This is a genomic window from Spirochaetota bacterium (genome assembly GCA_017999915.1).
Lineage (GTDB): Bacteria > Spirochaetota > UBA4802 > UBA4802 > UBA5550 > RBG-16-49-21.
In genome coordinates this window covers 41,003-58,641 of the sequence record JAGNKX010000023.1, presented here as the reverse complement: position 1 = coordinate 58,641, position 17,639 = coordinate 41,003, and the positions used below count along the sequence as shown (strand labels likewise).

15 protein-coding genes and 1 tRNA gene are annotated in these 17,639 nt (G+C 54.9%); 5 read left to right on the top strand and 11 right to left on the bottom strand.

The window, feature by feature from the left end:
* Nucleotides 1–6: 6 nt before the first annotated feature.
* From KA369_23075 to KA369_23060, 4 genes are all read right to left on the bottom strand, one after another.
* Nucleotides 7–306 (bottom strand): STAS domain-containing protein, encoded by a 300-nt coding sequence (locus tag KA369_23075; protein ID MBP7738872.1) that lies wholly within the window; start codon nt 304–306, stop codon nt 7–9.
* A gap of 246 nt (nt 307–552) precedes the next feature.
* On the bottom strand, nt 553–1,245 hold the full coding sequence (locus KA369_23070) for a hypothetical protein (GenBank protein ID MBP7738871.1): 693 nt from the start codon (nt 1,243–1,245) through the stop codon (nt 553–555).
* Nucleotides 1,246–1,254: 9 nt separating this feature from the next.
* Nucleotides 1,255–1,677, bottom strand: a complete 423-nt coding sequence (locus KA369_23065) for an ATP-binding protein (GenBank protein ID MBP7738870.1) — start codon at nt 1,675–1,677, stop codon at nt 1,255–1,257.
* 114 nt (nt 1,678–1,791) lie between these two features.
* Nucleotides 1,792–1,866: transfer RNA gene (locus KA369_23060), tRNA-Pro, on the bottom strand.
* Nucleotides 1,867–2,174: 308 nt separating this feature from the next.
* Between KA369_23060 and KA369_23055 the strand changes: the two genes are divergently transcribed.
* Both KA369_23055 and KA369_23050 read left to right on the top strand, forming a co-directional pair.
* Complete coding sequence (locus KA369_23055; GenBank protein MBP7738869.1) at nt 2,175–2,513, top strand: STAS domain-containing protein; 339 nt, start codon at nt 2,175–2,177, stop codon at nt 2,511–2,513.
* A 3-nt stretch (nt 2,514–2,516) separates the two neighbouring features.
* Nucleotides 2,517–5,108, top strand: coding sequence for a 1-acyl-sn-glycerol-3-phosphate acyltransferase (locus KA369_23050; protein ID MBP7738868.1), 2,592 nt, complete (start codon nt 2,517–2,519; stop codon nt 5,106–5,108).
* A 177-nt stretch (nt 5,109–5,285) separates the two neighbouring features.
* Here the strand turns inward: KA369_23050 and KA369_23045 are convergent, their stop codons facing one another.
* The 7 genes from KA369_23045 to KA369_23015 form a co-directional block, all read right to left on the bottom strand.
* Nucleotides 5,286–6,551: an iron-containing alcohol dehydrogenase gene (locus KA369_23045; protein MBP7738867.1), complete on the bottom strand. Its 1,266-nt coding sequence runs from the start codon at nt 6,549–6,551 to the stop codon at nt 5,286–5,288.
* Between the two features lie 46 nt (nt 6,552–6,597).
* The gene (locus KA369_23040) at nt 6,598–7,212 is read right to left on the bottom strand and encodes a hypothetical protein (GenBank protein ID MBP7738866.1); all 615 of its coding nucleotides are present in this window, start codon (nt 7,210–7,212) and stop codon (nt 6,598–6,600) included.
* Between the two features lie 33 nt (nt 7,213–7,245).
* Complete coding sequence (locus tag KA369_23035) at nt 7,246–8,394, bottom strand: iron-containing alcohol dehydrogenase (GenBank protein MBP7738865.1); 1,149 nt, start codon at nt 8,392–8,394, stop codon at nt 7,246–7,248.
* A 73-nt stretch (nt 8,395–8,467) separates the two neighbouring features.
* Nucleotides 8,468–10,342: an aldehyde ferredoxin oxidoreductase family protein gene (locus KA369_23030; protein MBP7738864.1), complete on the bottom strand. Its 1,875-nt coding sequence runs from the start codon at nt 10,340–10,342 to the stop codon at nt 8,468–8,470.
* Nucleotides 10,343–10,449: 107 nt separating this feature from the next.
* Nucleotides 10,450–10,707, bottom strand: a complete 258-nt coding sequence (locus tag KA369_23025; GenBank protein MBP7738863.1) for a hypothetical protein — start codon at nt 10,705–10,707, stop codon at nt 10,450–10,452.
* A 189-nt stretch (nt 10,708–10,896) separates the two neighbouring features.
* Nucleotides 10,897–12,693: a fructose-bisphosphatase class III gene (locus KA369_23020; GenBank protein MBP7738862.1), complete on the bottom strand. Its 1,797-nt coding sequence runs from the start codon at nt 12,691–12,693 to the stop codon at nt 10,897–10,899.
* 86 nt (nt 12,694–12,779) lie between these two features.
* On the bottom strand, nt 12,780–13,652 hold the full coding sequence (locus tag KA369_23015; GenBank protein MBP7738861.1) for a metallophosphoesterase: 873 nt from the start codon (nt 13,650–13,652) through the stop codon (nt 12,780–12,782).
* A 361-nt stretch (nt 13,653–14,013) separates the two neighbouring features.
* On the opposite strand from KA369_23015, the gene KA369_23010 reads away from it, so the two are divergent.
* The 3 genes from KA369_23010 (at nt 14,014) to KA369_23000 (ending at nt 17,537) form a co-directional block, all read left to right on the top strand.
* A complete protein-coding gene (locus KA369_23010; GenBank protein MBP7738860.1) occupies nt 14,014–14,631 on the top strand; it encodes a GNAT family N-acetyltransferase in 618 nt (205 codons plus the stop codon).
* 304 nt (nt 14,632–14,935) lie between these two features.
* Nucleotides 14,936–16,735: a long-chain fatty acid--CoA ligase gene (locus KA369_23005; protein ID MBP7738859.1), complete on the top strand. Its 1,800-nt coding sequence runs from the start codon at nt 14,936–14,938 to the stop codon at nt 16,733–16,735.
* 115 nt (nt 16,736–16,850) lie between these two features.
* Nucleotides 16,851–17,537, top strand: a complete 687-nt coding sequence (locus KA369_23000; GenBank protein MBP7738858.1) for a TetR/AcrR family transcriptional regulator — start codon at nt 16,851–16,853, stop codon at nt 17,535–17,537.
* The last annotated feature ends 102 nt before the right edge of the window (nt 17,538–17,639 follow it).

Here is a 17,639-nt window from a genome sequence, read left to right as displayed (position 1 = left end):
CTCCCTCTATTCCAGGAGGAATTTTTCCAGACCTGAGAGCTCCAGCACCCGGAGCACCGTCTCGTTGGGGTTGACCAGGTGCATGGTCCTGCCCTTCTCCGCGAGGGCGTTCTTGATGCGGATCAGGGTCGCGATGGATACGGAATCGATCTTCCGCACATAGCTGAGGTCGATGATGGCGTCCCTCTCGTCGTTCTTGATGAAGAGGTTCAATTCGTCGGCCAGAAACGAGACGTTCTGCGAAATCAGCTCGTCCATGATTATGAAGGTGCTTTCAAAATCGCTGTCTTTACGTTCGATATTCATAGTCCGCACGCTTGCCTGTAAATGTGTCCGCCGCGTGGATGCCCGGCGGTCCTGCGCTCATAGTGGCATCACCGGGCGATATTGTCAATAAAATAGTGCCGTTTCCCCCGCCGCCGCGGACCATTTATTTCTGTTCGAGGGCGGTTTTCAGCTCCACAGACCGGTCTTTCAGCCTGGCGGAGAGGGACTGCATGCCGCGCAGGGTGCCGGCGACGACCCCGCCGAGCTGTTTCATGTTCGAAGAACTCACCGTGAGGCGGCGTCTATTTTTTTAAGTGTATCCCCGAGCTCCTCCAATCGTTTCAGTGTTTCCCCGGACAGGCTCACCGCTCCCCCGGCTTCGCCCGACGCGAGGATGTCATCCAGGAACGCCCGGTTCAACCTCGCCCCGCGCTCCTGATATTCGTCGATGAGGGCCGCCGCTTCGGAAGGCCCCATCGATTTATTCTTGCGGAAAAGAGAGGACATGCGGGAGCTTATTTTTTTTTGAAGTGAAGGCGCGGCCCATGAGACGATCGCGGCGATGATAAGGGGGCATAGAACGATCAGGTTCGCCCTGACGACTGAAAACAGGTATTCGGACGGTGGAGTGCTGAAGCTCGCCTTCCAGAATATCCAGAGGGCGTCCGCGGTCGCGAGGGAAGAGAAGAACGACGCTTTTCCACGGGGCATCCCCAGGGCGGAATATCCCGCTGACAGGACAATGACCGCGATGAAGAGGAGAATGGTGCCGAATCCGATCGTATCGGATATGAAGGTAAAGCCGGAAATTACGTTGTGTATCCCCTGCATGACATCGGTCAGCTCCCGCAGGGTATCGGAGATATCGGCGATGCCGGCGAGACACATCTTCCCGGCCGCGGGAGCTTTATAGCTGTCCGGTAATGCCTGCACGGCCTGTACTATCAATGCTATTTCCGCACAGCAGGTTCGTGTCATAAGGATGTATCAGGTCCTGCGTTTGATATGGAGGTCGACCTGGTTCCCTTTTTTGTTCCAGGTGATCTGGCAGAATTGGTTTATGATGAATATGCCCCGGCCCCTGCTGCTCAGAATGTCCCTTTTGTCAAGCTGGCTCTCGATCTCACGGGTATCGAAACCCTTGCCCTGGTCCGTGATGAGGATATGGATTTCCTTTTTGTCGGCATAGGCGGTGACGTTTATGGTTTTATGGACGTCCCATTTATTGCCGTGCTCCATGGCGTTGGTTATGGCTTCGTCAAGGGAAAGGTACAATTCTTCCGGGGTGATGGCCATGCGGACAGGGCTCTTGACTATTTTATGGCACAGGGAATCGATTATTTCCTTTCTTTTGTTTTGATCGGAGGGAAACGATTCGTTGAGTATATATGTTTTTTCCTGTTGCGCCATACATTATTGTTCACATGGTTATGAGCCGTGCTTTGATTATTGATATGTTCGGCTTTGCCAAAAGAACAGAAGGATTAATAAACCACACCTTGAAAAAATATGAATGATTTTATTTCGGGATGGGGAGATTTGAACTCCCGACTTCTTCGTCCCGAACGAAGCGCGCTAACCGGGCTGCGCTACATCCCGTCAGTCAAAAATGACTGTTATCCATTTAATGTACAGCATATTTATATTTGCAATAAAATTTTTTTAAAAAATATTCAACGATGCCGCAGCCCGGTGCCGTTTATGGAATACATAAATCATTAAATGTTGATATTATGACGAAATATGTTATTTTGGATATATATCCAGAATTGAAAAAAATACTTGCAGGGTGACATGCGCTTTTATACAGTTCGTCGCACGCTTCTTTATAGTATATTGTTGTATGTATTACCCGGCTGATCGTATCCGTAACAACCGATTCTTTTTATACTACTAAGAGGTTAATAATGGATTTCACACATCACTGTACCGGCGCGGCGCTTGTTCTGGTCATGCCGGAAAAAGCGGGACGGTTGGCGGAATCGGATTTGAACGTGTTCATTGACGATATTCGCGGGATAATCACGCCGTCGATCACAACGGTCGCCCTGGACATGTCCAGGCATGATTTCATGAACAGTACCGGTCTGGGGGAGCTGGTCAGGCTGAAAGACAGCCTCATCGACAGTAATATTGAGCTGGCCCTTATTAATTGTTCCCCCCGGGTGGCTTCACTGCTCGATATGGCCGGCGTTGACCGGTTCGTAAAGATAGTCAACAGTGAAGATGAACTTTTGCAGAGGTAAAACATGGATAAGACTCAAATTGTACGATCGCTGTATATAAAGAATTCCCTGGTCGAAACCACTGTCAACGGCTTCATCGAGAGGATCCATGGCCTGTTCTTTCGGAACATAGAATTCGACAGTGAAAGCCTGAAGACGCTGCAGGAATACCATGGCAGGGGACGGGTCGTGTACGCGTCGTTCCAGAGTACCAACACCCCCCTGATGATCCTTGTGAACCTGCTGAAGAAGCACGGGCTCCGCTCTCCCGTCCTGGCCCTGGATTTTACCCCTTCGTTCTTCCAGATGGTCGTAAACCTGTATAACACCACCTCCGCTTTCTTCAACAAGATCACCGGCAGGAAGAAAATCGAGAAGGTGGACGATTTCGATTATATTCTCCAACAGCTCCGTGATGACCGCGCCGTCACCCTTTCTGTGCTGTCGCGGAAGCTCTTCATCAGGCGCTACATCGAGATAAAATCCGACACGCTCCAGTATCTCGTGGAGGCGCAGAAGCTCATCGACGAGCCGATTTACGTGTTCCCCCAGATCATGTTCTGGAACCAGAACCCGGAGCGGACCAGGGCGCTCATCACCTCGCGGGCGACCGGCGACCGCGGCTTCCTGTCCGGCGTGTTCACGGTGTTCAAGAGCGGCACCCCCGCATTCATGCGCATACCGCAGCCGATCAACCTGAAGGAGGAGATCGCCCAGTCGCCGGCGGACGACCCGCGGCAGATCGCGCGGAAGCTGCGCAACAGGCTCCTGGAGACCTACAACAACGAGAAGCGGACCGTCCTGGGACCCACCATCAAGTCGCAGCAGGAAATGATGGAGAAGGTCCTGTACCACAAGAACGTCCTCGACGAGATCAGGACCCTGAAGGAGACGGACCACCAGTCGGAGGGCAAGCTGCGGAAAAAGGCGTACAAGTACTTCCGCGAGATCGCCGCCGATTTCTCGATCATCAACATCAAGTGGTTCAACAAGTCCGTCCAGTACATGTTCACCAAGATATTCGACGGCATCTATTTCAACATCGATGACCTGAAGCTCGTGCGCGAGGCCTCCCAGAAGGCGCCCCTGATCCTGGTGCCGAGCCACAAGAGCCACATCGATTACCTGCTCATCTCCAGCATCTTCTACGAAAACAAGATCATACCGCCCCATATCGTGGCGGGGCAGAACCTCGCGTTCTTTCCCATGGGTCCCATCTTCAGGCGGTCCGGCGCCTTCTTCATGCGCCGCTCCTTCCGCGGCCTGAAGCTCTATCCCACGGTGTTCAAGCAGTACATCAAGACCCTCATCGGCGAGGGATACCCTATCGAATTTTTCATCGAGGGGACCAGGTCCAGGACGGGGAAGCTTTCGCTGCCCAAGATGGGCATCCTGAGCTACCTCATCGACGCGGTCGATGAGGGATACAACAAGGACATGATCTTCGTGCCCATCACCATCACCTATGACCGCATCCTGGAGGAAGCGTCGTACCACATGGAGCTCAAGGGAAAGGAGAAGGAGACCGAGTCGACCTCCGCCTTCGTGAAGAGCCGGAAGCTCCTGCGGCGGAAGTACGGCAAGGTGTACCTTTCCTTCAATCAGCCCTTCAGCTACAGGGAATACCGCGACAGCCTGAAGGAAGGCGAGGACCTGGCCGATTCCCTGGGACACCACATCACGCGGCGGATCAACGAGATCGTGATGGCCACGCCCTTTTCCATCACCTCCGCCGCGATGCTGCAGTCATCGGCCCACGGCTTCACCAGGGAGATGCTGAAAAAGCGCATCACCGTCCTCCTCGATTACTGCGCCTACGCCGGCGTCAGGATGAGCGACCACCTGGCGGCCGCGGCCAACTACGACGAGATCATCAATTACGTGCTGGAATCCTACCTGCAGGACAACATCGTGTCGGAGCCTATGGCCGGCGTGGACAAGGGATCCCGCGAGGTTCTGGAAGGGCTCTACACCCTCAACCAAAACGAGCGGTCCAGGATCAATTTTTACAAGAACAACACGATACATTATTTCCTTCCCCTCATCTTCATCTCCCTGGCCCTGCTCTGCCGCGCCGAAAACGACGAAATGGACGAGGGAGCCCTGGCCGATGCCTTTAACGACCTCACGGACCTCCTCTCCCTGGAATTCATCTATTCCGAGGGCTACCTCGACACGGCCGCCACGATCGCGAAGGCCCTCGAGTATCTCGAGAAGCGCGGGACCCTTTCCCGCTCAAACGGGAGGGTCAGGTTACAGCCGGAACGGCGCGACGAGCTGGTGCTCTTCGCCAAGGCCGTGCAGGATTTCCTGGAATCGTACCTGATCGTGTGCGACTGCGTCCTCCAGACGCGGAAGAGAATAAGCCGCAAGGAGCTCATTCACGAAATAAGGAAAAACGGCATCAAGATGTTCCACCTGGGCGACGTGAAGCTCACCGAGTCGCTGTCGATGCCCAATTACGAAAACGCCATCGCGCGCCTGGACCGCGAAGAGGTGTTCGATAAATTTCCGGGCGGCAAGAAGCAGGTCGACATGCTTCTCAAGAACGAGGCGAAAGCGGTTGAATTAAAAGAAAGGATCGAGCGTTACCTGAAGCCGCTGCAGAAGGAATGAAATATAAATTGAAATTGATACAATCGCATTTCCCCCTCCCTTGATGGGAGGGGTTAGGGGAGGGTGATTTTTTTTATGTATTTGATCACCCCCACCCGACCTCCCCCATCAAGGGGGAGGGAATATCTCCTAAAAAACGAAGGCGCGGTTTCGAGACCGCGCCTTCGTTTTTATATATCAATACTTAATCTTCTTGCCGCCCTTCTTGATCTTTTTCCGGTCAAGGGGCGTGCCCTCATAGGCGTGCTCCAGCACCATGATGGCGTCCTCGTAGGACAGCTCCTCGGGATTATAGACCTTTGAACCGTCTCCCATGGTGGTCGCGGCAACGGCGGGCAGGGCCGATTGGGGCACCAGCTGGGCGCCGTTCCTGTCCACGACTTCCTTCAAAAAGCGGGCGTGCCTGCCGCCGGTGGCGTCATAGAGGTCCTGGTTCATCTTGCGGATCAGCTCGATGACCTTTTCGGCGCGCTGTTTTTTCGGCGTGGCCGCGAATACTTCCGGGCCGGCCAGGGGGAAAAGCATTTCGCCGATGACGTCGCCGCACTTGTGCAGGTTGTACTCCATCCCGTAGGGAAGGAGGATGCTCATGCAGGTGCCGTGGGGAACATGGCATATGCCGCCGATCGAATGTCCCAGGGAGTGGACCATGCTCACCATTGAGTTGGAAAAGGACGAACCGCCCATGGTTGCCGCGTTGGCAAGGGCGAGGCGGCCCGCCATGTCTCCCGGGTTCTTGACCACGTGGACGAGGTTCTGGCTGATGTTCCGTATGGCCGAAAGGGAGAAGGCGTCGCTGATCGGGTTCTTTTCCAGGCCGTAGTACGCTTCGCACGCGTGGGCCATGGCGTCCATGCCGGTCAGTGCCGTCAGGAAGGGAGGAAGCGTTTTGGTCATGCGGGGATCCAGGACGGCGATATCAGGAAGAAGGAAGTAGGACGTGAAGGGCATCTTCACCTTCCGCTCCGGGATGGCCACCACCGCCACCAGGGTCGTCTCCGAACCGGTGCCCGAGGTGGTGGGGATCACGATATGGGGATTAAGCTTTTTCCTGACCGAGCCCGCGCCCTCGTAATGGAGAAGGTTGTCCCCGCCTAGGGACACCAGGATGTTGACCCCCTTGGCGGTATCGATCGCCGATCCGCCGCCTACGGTAATGAGGGAATCGCATCCCTTCTTGCGGTACACGGCCGCGGCGTCGTTGACGACCTTGTAATCGGAATCGACCGGCACCCCGTCGTAAATGGCGCCGATCTTCATCCTGGAGCCCATGGCTTTTTTCACGATGTCGATGAGGCCGGCCGCGACCACGCCTTTATCGGTCATGATCATCGGCTTGCCCGCGTTCATACCCGCCAGCATGGCGGGGATCTTTTCGAGCACCTTTTCCCCGGATATCGTTTTAACGCGGCTGCAAAACTCTGAATATTTCGGAAGTATCATGGCATTTCCCCTTTGCTCTGTGTTTGTGTTGCGCACCGGCTCATTGCTAGAACGTGAAAGCCCTGATGTAGACCAGCACGCGGTTGACGTATTTCCTCAGCGGAGACATCTCCGACCACTTCGGATATCTCTTCACCGCCAGTTTCGCGATTATCTTGGGGAGGAGGTAGACCTCGATGATGTCGAGGACCCGCACCACGGTGAGTGCCTGGGGCAGGTCTCCCTCGACCACGAAGCGCTCGTGGGCGAAGGCGACCGCCGTCGATTCCTGGAACGTGAAGACCTTGATGGCGCCCTCGATATTGCGCAGGTTCATGTGCAGGGTGATCTTCTTCCCCCGGGGATTGGACCCCATGTAGCGGACCTTTCCCTTTTTGTCCTTTCCCACTATCATCTGCGTCCCGATGGGGAGCCATCCCCGGTCCTGGATGAAATCGGGAACGATCTTCGCCAGGATCGACGCGGGGTGCTGGCGCTCCGGCAGGAGGCGCAGGGTGAAGCAGAAATTCTCCGGAAGGGCGTCGAACTCCTTCCTGATCACCTTGTCCACTTTATATCCGGCCTCGATGGCCTTCCCGACGATCCACAGCATGATCGCAACATACAGCTTTTTCAGGTTCTTCGTGCCCGGCTTTATTTCAGGATACTTGTTTATGTTCATTGGTCTCTCCTTTCTGTGTTTGTCGGATGGGCCTTATTCCCACGCGTTGTTCAATATGGCCATGCAGTCCGCCTTGGTGAAGCGCTTGCCGCTTTTTTCCGAGGCGATCCCGGCGTATTCCGGCAGCTTGTGCCGGGGAATCTTCAGGGCCTTCAGGGAAGCGGGCAGGATGTCCCCCGTCAGGGCCAGGAGCTGCAGGACCATGTTGACTCCCCTGACCGACCGCTCCTTCGCCGGCGCGGCGGAGTAGGCGTCTTCTCCCGCGAGGGCAAGGTAGAGCCTGTCCGGTACCTCGAATTTCTTGTGCATCAGGTAGGCAAGGGCATGGGGAAGGAGGATGCGTATGAAGGCGCCCTCCTCGATGTCCGTTGATTTAGACATCTCGTCGGCCAGGAGCTGGACCACGCCCGGAACGGTGTTCGAGTAGGCGATGGCGGCGAAGACCGACGCGTTTATCATGGCCATGGCCGCGTTTTTATGCGAGGGCTTCTTGATGGCCGTCGCCATGTTATCCGCGATGAATTGAAGGGAGGCATACACGTAGGCGTCAATCATGGGATTGTTGCTCTGGTAGACGGTGCCCACCACTCCCTGGGCGAGGGCGACAACGGCCGACCGGGCCGCGCATTGCCGGCAGCGGCCCCGGGCCATGCGGGGATCGATGATGATGATGTCCGGATAGAGGAAATCGGACTCCAGCCTCCGGTGGTCGACGGTGACCGTGTTCGTCGGCTCCATGCCGGAGGGGCTGCCCACGGGAACGTAGATCATCGGCTTGAGGGGCCGGCTGATGACGGTGTTCCCGTCGATGTACTGGAACAGGTTTTCGGATTTGTTGGAGAGGAGGATGTTGGCCGCCTTGGCGACGTCGACGATGGGGCCGTTGCCCAGGGCGATGATGCAGTCGCATCCCCGCTCCTTCGCGAGGTGCGCGGCGTCCCGCGCCAGGGTGATGCCGGCGTAATCGCGGACCTCGTCATAGATGCCGCCCAGGGTCATCTTCGAATCATAAAACGCCTTGACGAATTTCTTGATGGCGCTCCGGTCGATTTTTTTTCCGGTGACGACGAGGGGCTTGCCGGCGTTAAGGCTCTCGAATTCAGACGGGATATTCTCCAGCGCCTTGGCCCCGGAAATTATTTTGGCCTGGTTGAAAAATTCATAGTGTTCCGGTATCTGCATAATCGGTCCTCGCTTGTGTTTATTCTGTTGGCCTGCCGGCTCAATGGGCGCCGGCAGGCCGATGTGACGGTTGTTATTGAAAAGCTATGCTGAGACGCTTCAGGGTCCGCAGCTTGGGTATGCCGCTGGAATCGTATCCCCGGGCACGGTAGTATTTTTTAACCATGCCTTCAAGGGGAACCACCTGCTCCTTCTGGTCGCACTTCCTTCCCTCCGTGAGAAAGCGGCGGGGCAGGGTGTCGTCTTTCCCGGTTATGCCCTCGCGGGTGTTCATGAGCCGTTCGAGCACGTGAATCCGCTCCCCCGCTTTCAGGAACCTGAGCATGCTCAGGTAGGGGATATAGGGCTTCCCCGTCACCGCGTGCCAGAGCTCCGGCCAGAGGCTCACGTCCATCAGGTTCAGGGCCAGGGTCGTCAGGTTCTGCGTGAGGGCCCAGAGGAGCGGAGTGGGCGAGAGCTTGATGAGCGGCGGCTCCAGGAAGACCGCGAAGGCGGTGAAATGGCAGATGTGGAGCGAGTTCATGGCCGCGTAGGCGTTTTCCATGAACTTGACCATGGTGTGCTTGCCGCGCCTGGCGTTGGGACTCGCCATGCCCAGGTAGGCCTCGAGGACCATCAGGCTGGTGGAGAGGTGACAGGCGCCGCGGTTGGCCACGGCGTAGCTGAGGCCGTGGCCGATGCATCCCCGCGGGTCGTAGGCGGCCATTTCCATACCCTTGACGTGGATGGCGAAATCCTCGCCGCCGTATTTCTTCGACGCGGCCCTCGACCCGTCGGCCAGGTCGTTGCCGATCCCCTTCCGGTATGCCATGTCCTTGAGCATCTGGAGCACGCTCTTTGCGTCGCCGAATTTAAGGTCGGTCTTGATAAGGCCCTTTTCGGTCGCTTCGGCGGCCCACGCTATGGTGCCGCCGGCCGAGATGGTGTCCATCCCCGTTTCGGTGCAGATCTCGTTGAAATCGGATATCGCCGCAGGGTCGAAAATGTCCAGGTTCGATCCCAGGAGGCCGATGGTCTCGTATTCGGGGATATGGCGGTCCTTGCCGTGAATCGTCCCGCGGTGCCCGCACATGATGGCGCAGGGCTTGCAGGTGTCATACTTGGTGTTGAAGGATTCCGCCATGGTCTCGCCGGATATCTTGTGCGCCTCGCCGTGGGAGCCCCCGGTGAAGTTGCGCACCGGCAGGATGCCCGCCGCATTGGACAGGTTAACGTTGGCGTTGGTGCCGAAGTTCCGGTATGAGCCGGCGGTGATGGCGTTCTGGTTGATGTATTTGAAAAACTTCTTGTTGGCTTTCTGGAATCTCTTCTTGTTCGCGGGGACGATCTTCACCTCGCCCCCCTTGGCCACGATCCCCTTGAGGTTCTTTGATCCCAGGACGGCGCCCATGCCCCCCCGGCCGACAAAGCGGTGGCCGGAGCATATGTTGGCGAAGTGCACCAGGTTCTCCCCGGCAGGGCCGATGACCAGGGCGCCGGCCCCCTCTTTGAGGAGCACGGCCTGCGACTGCTGGGTGTCCTTGCCCCATATCCCCCTGGCCGGCCTGAACTGCGCGCCCTTGGAATCGACATACAGGTAGGTCGGTTCGCTGCATTTGCCTTTTATGATTATAACGTCCCAGCCCGAAGTCTTGACCGCCATGCCGAAGGGACCGCCGCACGACGCGGAGCTCATGATGCCCGTGAGGGGAGACTTGGTGACAGCTTCGAAGCGTCCGGAGCAGGGCGCGCCGGTTCCCATGAGGACACCCATGCTGAGGACCATCATGTTGTCCGGTCCCAGCGGGTCCACGCCCGGTTCCATCCGGTCATAGAGGAGCTTGAGCCCCAGGCCCTTGCCGCCAAGATAGAGGTCAAGGTCCTTATTGTTTACTTCCGATATCTGGAATTTTTTCGCGGTGAGATCGATTTCCAGCATTCTGTTATTGGTGCCGACAACTTCTTGCATGGTTCTTCTCCTGGTATGATAGTAATCAGATACGTGCAGTACATATATATCCACTCAAGGAGCGACGATCAATTAAAAGGAGCGGCAATAGCGGAACCGGGGAAAAATCAGCCTCCCCCCGCCGGCCTGAGGCATGATACTTCATCCCCGTCTTTCAGCTTGGTCCATGTGCTGATTCGTTCACCGCTTCTGAAATAGGCGTAACTGGAAAAATGGGTCAGGCCCGCGGTCTTCAGGGCAAATTTGAGCCGTTTTCCCGAGGGAATGCTCAGGGACATTCCTTCGGCTGGATTGTAATTTTCGAATTTAAGATCTTTGTCGATACCGGAGAAGAATTTGATCCGGACAGTGATGGTCGTAGCCATTAAGTCTCACCCCGCACTGTCTAATTTGAACGCTGTCTAATAAATTTCAACAATAAAATATTTTAGCGATTATTAAAAAATGATAAAAAAAGAGAAATTTAAGGAATTAATTCATCCACCCTGACTCAATCGAGTATCCAGTATTCAATCCTGGGGTCAGAGCAACCGCACTTTTGGAAAATGGGGGAGTTACCGTGTTTTTTTCATATAATCCCGGAGTTTTTTCTGAAGCTCATCCCGCCTTTTTTGAAGCTCGGTTCCCTTGAATACGTCCTTGATTTTTACCGGTTTTTCGAACTTGGCAATCTCCTCGAACTTGAGGCTCGCGTACTTTGCCTCCCGTATCTCGTCCAGGGACGGCAGGATGATGGCATAGAGCGAGTAGGGCGTGTGGATCAGGGAATGGCCCCGGCCCAGGTACGCCTCGGAAAAGCCGCCGTCGATGTTGATGGACCGCCCGTCCGGGGACGAGATCTTTTCACCCTTCAGGATGTCCACCGGCGTGTGGCCGTACACGATCCGCTCCGCGCCGAACTCCTCCATGATGAGGTCCATGAACTCCTTCTTCTTGAGGTTTTCGCCCCAGTGCAGGGTCTTTTCCTTGTGGGTGGCCTTGTCCTTGAAGAAGTAGCGCTCGAAGGTCTTCATGGCGTGCTTTCCAAAGAAGGGCGATTTCGGCCCGCACCAGAGGTAGAACATCACCGCGAGCTCGAAGGGGTCCTGCTCCGCTCCCTCGAGATAACGCCGCCCCACGTTCTTCACCATGGTCTCGATGTAATTCAGGAGCTCGCGGCCCTTCTTGCCGAAGAGCTTGTCGAACTTCCCTTCCTCGGTGCTGGGGATGAGGGCGTGAATGTTCAGGATGTAGTTGTTGATGTGGGAGAGCTTGCCGTCCTCGAAAAGGTATTTCATCAGGTCCTTGATCTTGGGGCTCGAGGTGAACTGGCGCACCAGGTCGTTGATCACGTCATCCTCTTCCGGCGTGAGCTCCAGGGGCCTGTCGAGGTCAAGGGTCGGGAAGTGGGTGTCGGTGAGCCCCTCGGTCTCGTTCTTCTTCAGCATCTCAACGAATTTTTCCAGGTTCAGGCGCGATTCCATCTGCAGCTCCGGGAACTGCTTGATGGTCTTCTCCTCGAGCTTGAACTGGATCATGGCCAGGGTCTTTTCCATTTTTTTGGATATTTCCATCTTCGCCTTGAAGAGGCCGGTGATCTGGCCGGGATAGAGCTTTTCGGCGAAGGCCTTGAGCTTGTCCAGGTTGATGCCGAGGCGCTCCAGAAAGGCCAGGTTGTCATAGCGCACGCTGATGCGAAGAGCTTCGGCGATGAGGGACTTGTTGCCCGCGGCGGCGCCCATCCAGAGAATGTCATGGTTGCCCCAGACGAACTTCACGTAGGGCCGGATCGACGGGCTCATGAGTATGCGGAGAATTTTGTCCGGCTCGTCCCCCCGGTCGAAGACGTCGCCCAGGACCACCAGTTGGCCCAGGATGACCTGCTTCACGATCTTCGCCACGGCCGTGATCACCTTGTCCGCGATGAACTCGTTTTCATACACGAGGTTGGGGACATGGAAGCCGAGGATGAGGTTTTCGATTACGACCTTCAGGTCCATGTTGATGTCCGACCTGATCAGGTCGAAATCGGTGATGTCCTCGACCTTGTAGCGGATTATTTTCACCAGGGCGGAGATGACGTCCTGCCGCTCCATGGAGAACCCGTCGCTTACGGGAAGGTACCGCTCGCTCTGGATGACCTTGTCGAGATAATCGAGCTTTTCATTGGAGAAATTCTTCGATAGGGCCTCCTGGGCCGTTCTCCATATGAGGCCGAAGCGTCCCTTCAGGATCGTGGTGAAGCGCTCCCCGGCGCCGTGGGTGTCGCTGATCCACATGGTGGTGTTGATGTTGCGCTCAAGCTCGGATTCGATCAGCGTAAGTTCCCTGATGGTGTCATGAATGTCCGTGAGGCTCATTTTGGAGGCCATGTCGTTCTCCCTGATGATTTGGTGTCTGGGCGGCGCGGCGCGTCGGACGCCCCCGGGCCCCATGGTTAATCAGATTTCCCGGGGTGTCAATTTTTTTTCTCAGGATCGTCCTTCATGATCTTGGGCCGGTAGGCGTTGCCGGGGAAATTGACGCGGACCCCCTTAAGGGTGAACCTGGCGCCGTCATAGGCGGCGACATAATACTGGCTGTAGCTCCAGTGCCAGTCCTCGTAATTGAAGCCGTAGCATCCCGCCGCGGCGTAGCGTATGCCGTCCTTCTCGAAGTCGTAGCTGTTTTTCACGCTCCCCGATATGACCGCCTTGACCGGGTACTGGACAAAGAGCTTGTGGATCTCGTCGCCGCCCTGGTACCGTATGCCGCTCTGCGGCGACGACAGCACCGGGTAGTGCGTGAACACGAATATGGCGGCGGCGTACCGGTTGACCTCCAGGTCGCGAAGGAGCCATTTCATCTGCTCCCCTTCGACGCGGTGGTCCTTCGAAAGAACATGAAGGATGATGAAATGGATGTTGCCGTAGTTAAAGGAATAGTAGAGCTTTTCCCCGGTGTACTGCCTGAACAGGTCAAGGGATTTGTTGTACAGGTCCTTCTCGCCCGCGAGGATATAGATGATGGGGCGCAGCACTTTCTTCTGCTGCTGGAAGATCTCGTATTGACGGTTGATATCCTTCCTGGTGATGCCCATCGATTCGACGCCGCCGTGGATGATGTTGCCGGTGTGGATGACCATCATCGGGTTTTCCTGGTTGATGGCCTGGTATACGTACTCCAGTTTTTCCGCGTACCCGGTAAAGGGGGAGGCGGGGCTGGTGTTGCCCAAGATGACGACCTTGATCTCATTGGCGGGCATCTGCTGCGGCTCGACGCAGCCTGCCGCCGCGATGATTGCCGCGGTAAGAATGGCGGCGATGTTTGTTCTCGTTACATATCCGTGCATGATGAAATCCCGTATAATTTCGGGCGCGGTCGCGGGGTGAAATCCGTCATCGATATGGACATTATTCCCTCGACGGCGCTACCGTAATAAGAAAAAGTATTTCGCAAAATGTTAAGGGAGCCCCAAAAAAAAACAAACGGGGATGATCCCTTGAAATGTCCTTAATAAGGATGTATCCATAATGTAAGTAAATTGATAGATCCGGCGTCAATTACATTATATGCGGGCATTGCAGGTTTTTTGCCATTGCCCGGCCGGGTTTAGGTCGGGGAAAATTATTCTTGCCATTTCTATTGCGGCTCTCCCCTGTATTTAACTGTTGTGTCGATGATGGCTGAAATTCCTGACTGGCGGTGACCATATGAATATACGCAGGGCGGAATCGCGCGACCGGGACGATGTGAGCAGGCTTCACGTGATGGCGGGCCCCAACGTGTATAAATATTTTTTCGCCTGCGATGATGAGGGAGCCTTCGCCATAAACAGCTTGCTGTTTGACGCGCCGGAGACCTTCTCGTCGATGCAATACTATCATGTGTGCGAGTCCCTCGGGGGCGTTCAGGGCGCCATCGGCATGTTTCCGGGAAAGGATCATGAGTCCATGAACAGGAATGTGGGACGCCATATCCGTGATATCATCGCCATCACGGGGTACGGCGCGCTTCCTAAAATGATCCTGCGGGGCCGGTTGGGCCGACGAATGCCCGCCCTCTGCGAGGACGAGCTGTACATCGAGGCCCTGGCTGTTTACCCGGAATACCGCGGCCGCGGTCTATCATCGGCCATGCTGAAGTACGCCTTCGAGGAAAGCGCGCGCCTGGGGCTGCCGCTGGTGTCCCTATATGCCGAGATCAACAACGAAAGCGCCATAGCCATATATCGGAGCAAAGGCTTCCGGGTGGCGGATACCCTTGAGCTCCCAAGCCGCTACCGTAAACACAACCTCTTTGGCTTCCATAAAATGGTCTCCCCTGTCTGAACCGGAATCACCTGGACCTGGTGAATCGTTTTATCAATCGCTAAGTAAAAAGTGTACATTTGAATTATTGGACGTCAGTTAATCCTCAATTTTTTAATAATTCAATAATAAATCAATCATCGTTCTTGACAATTAACCACCATGGATGAATTTTGGTCAATGTATTGATCGATGTTCGGTGTTATGAACTAAATTCATAATTATTGAGGGACATTGATCTTCTTGTTGTTCATCACTGGCATTGCATAGGGGATTTTAAAGCAGGCGTTTTTATACATTAAACCATGGAATGAGGAAATAGAACATGTTTGAAAAGTTCAACTTAACCAAACCGGATAACCTGGTCGATCTCTTTGAGCAGAGCGTGAAAAAGTATCCCGACAGGCCCTGCCTGGGGACCAAGAACAGGGACGGCGACTATGAATGGGTCACCTACCGCGAGATGGGACGTCGCATCGACAACCTCAGGGGCGGCCTGGCGGCCATCGGCCTGAAAAAAGGCGATGCCGTGGGGATCATCGCGAATAACTGCGTCGACTGGGCGGTGGGGCATTTCGCAGTCGCCGGCATCAACGCGATGTACGTGCCGATGTACGAGGCGGAGCTCGTCCACGTGTGGGAATACATAATCAGGGACAGCGCGGTGAAGATACTCTTCGTCTCGAAACCGGAGATATACGAAAAGGTGAAGGACTTCCCCTCGAAGATCAACACCCTTGAGAAGATTTATCTCCTGAGGGGCGACGGTGAAAACACCATGGCCGCCCTCGAGCGGATCGGCGAGAAGAACCCGGTGGCGGCGGTCCGTCCCGCCCCGGAGGACGTTGCCGTCCTCGTGTACACCTCGGGGACGACGGGAGATCCGAAGGGCGTACTCCTGATGCACGGGAACTGGACCAGCAACCATCACGCGCGGGTGGTGGCCTATCCCAACTTCAACCCGGATGACCGCACCGTGTCCCATCTTCCCTGGGCGCATTGCTACGGCCTCGGCGAGCTGCACACCTTCACGGCGGTCGGCGGATCCCTCGGCTTTCTGGAGAGCCCGGCGACCATCGTCGAGGACATGGCCAAGATCAGGCCGACCTTCCTCATATCGGTGCCGAAGATCTTCAACAAGGTCTATGACACCATCGTCACCAGGGTCAATGACGCCGGCGGCGCGAAAAAGGTTCTCTTCGACATGGGCGTCAGGGCGGCAAAGAAGAGACGCGCCCTGGCCGAGGAGGGGAAATCGAGCGCCATCGCGAATTTCCAGTTCAACCTTATCAATAAGATCGTGTTCCAGAAGATACGGGACCTCTTCGGCGGCCGCCTGGAGGGATCGGTCACCGGCAGCGCCGCCATGAATCCGGATATCTCGAAGTTCTTTTTCGACATCGGCATTCCCCTCTATGATGTGTACGGCCTTTCGGAAACGACCCCGGGCATCACCGGCAATACGCCGACCCGCTACAGGATCGGAAGCGTCGGCAGGCCCCTGGATAAGATCAGGGTGGTCATCGACCGGTCCGTGGTGGAGCCCGGCGCGACGGACGGCGAGATCGTGGTATACGGGCCCAACGTCATGAAGGGATACCACAACAAGCCGGGGGCGACCGCCGAGATCATGACGCCGGACGGCGGCATCCGCACCGGCGACCGGGGGCGCCTGGACGAGGACGGCTTCCTCTGGATAACAGGCCGGATAAAAGACCAGTTCAAGCTCATCAACGGGAAGTACGTCTTCCCCGCGGCAATGGAGGAGGATATCTGCCTGAACCATTACGTGCAGAACGCCATGGTCCACGGCGCCGGCTGCGAATACAATGTCTGCCTCATCGTGCCTGATTTCGCGGCCCTCGAGGGCTTCGCGGAGAAGAACAATCTTGCAAAGGACCCGGCGTTCCTGGTGGAGAATGAATCCGTTAAGGCCATGATCACCGGAGAAGTGCTGGAAAACCTGAAAAAGAAATATGGCGGTTACGAGATCCCGAAAAAATTCCTCCTTGTGGCAGAGCCCTTTACCCTTGAAAACGGGATGCTGACCCAGACCATGAAAGTAAAGCGCCGTATCGTCACGGAAAAGTACAAGGACCGGATCATGGCGCTGTACCGGGAATAGGCTTTCCTTTACACTCGATACATCCTTACCCGCGTTTTACGAACCCTCTCCATTAAATGGAGAGGGTTTTTTATTAATGAGTTTCTTCCGGCTTGCCATCCCATTTCGATAGGGCATGGGTCTTGACGCACCTCGGGGGCGTGAGGCTTGCAATTCAATAAATATATTTGACGGAATGTCTTCGGCCTGCGGTAATTGTCATATAATGCGGAATAGCACAAAACATATCGAGGATAAGAACGAGAAGTACATCAGCCGTGAAATGATAAAAAAATGCGCTGTTGATCTCTTTAATCAAAGGGGCGTAACCGATACGTCCGTTAATGATATTGTCAAAAGGGCCGGTATTGCCAAGGGGACCTTCTATTTATATTTTCAGAATAAAGATGATTTAATAAATGCTGTTTTTGAAAAATTCGGCGAAGAGTTTTTTGAAGAGATTATCGTTAAGAATAAAGACCTTCCCAGGATTACCGATATTGCGGAATCGGTATTAGCGTACTTCAATAATAACAGGATGTTCCTGATTGAGCTCAGGAAGAACATGAATGCCCACCGGGAATATCCCTATTTCAAAAAAACGATCTCCGCCTTTTCCAAGGTTATTTTGAATTTCCTTAACCTCGATGAACGATATCCCATAACCCAGCTTGATGCCTATTCAGAGGTGCTGATGAGCACGATATTTGATATCTGCTACCGCCTTATCATCGAGGAGAGTATTGATAGCAAATCCGAGGCTAAACTTATGCTCGAAGATTTCATGAAAAGATTTTTTAATTGTGAACCAATTTTTACTTGATAGATAATGACCGGTGGTCATTATTGGTTCCAGCTTCAAAATTTTTTTAACTATAGATGACCAGTGGTCATTATATGAACAATGTTAAACTAATGAATAAAT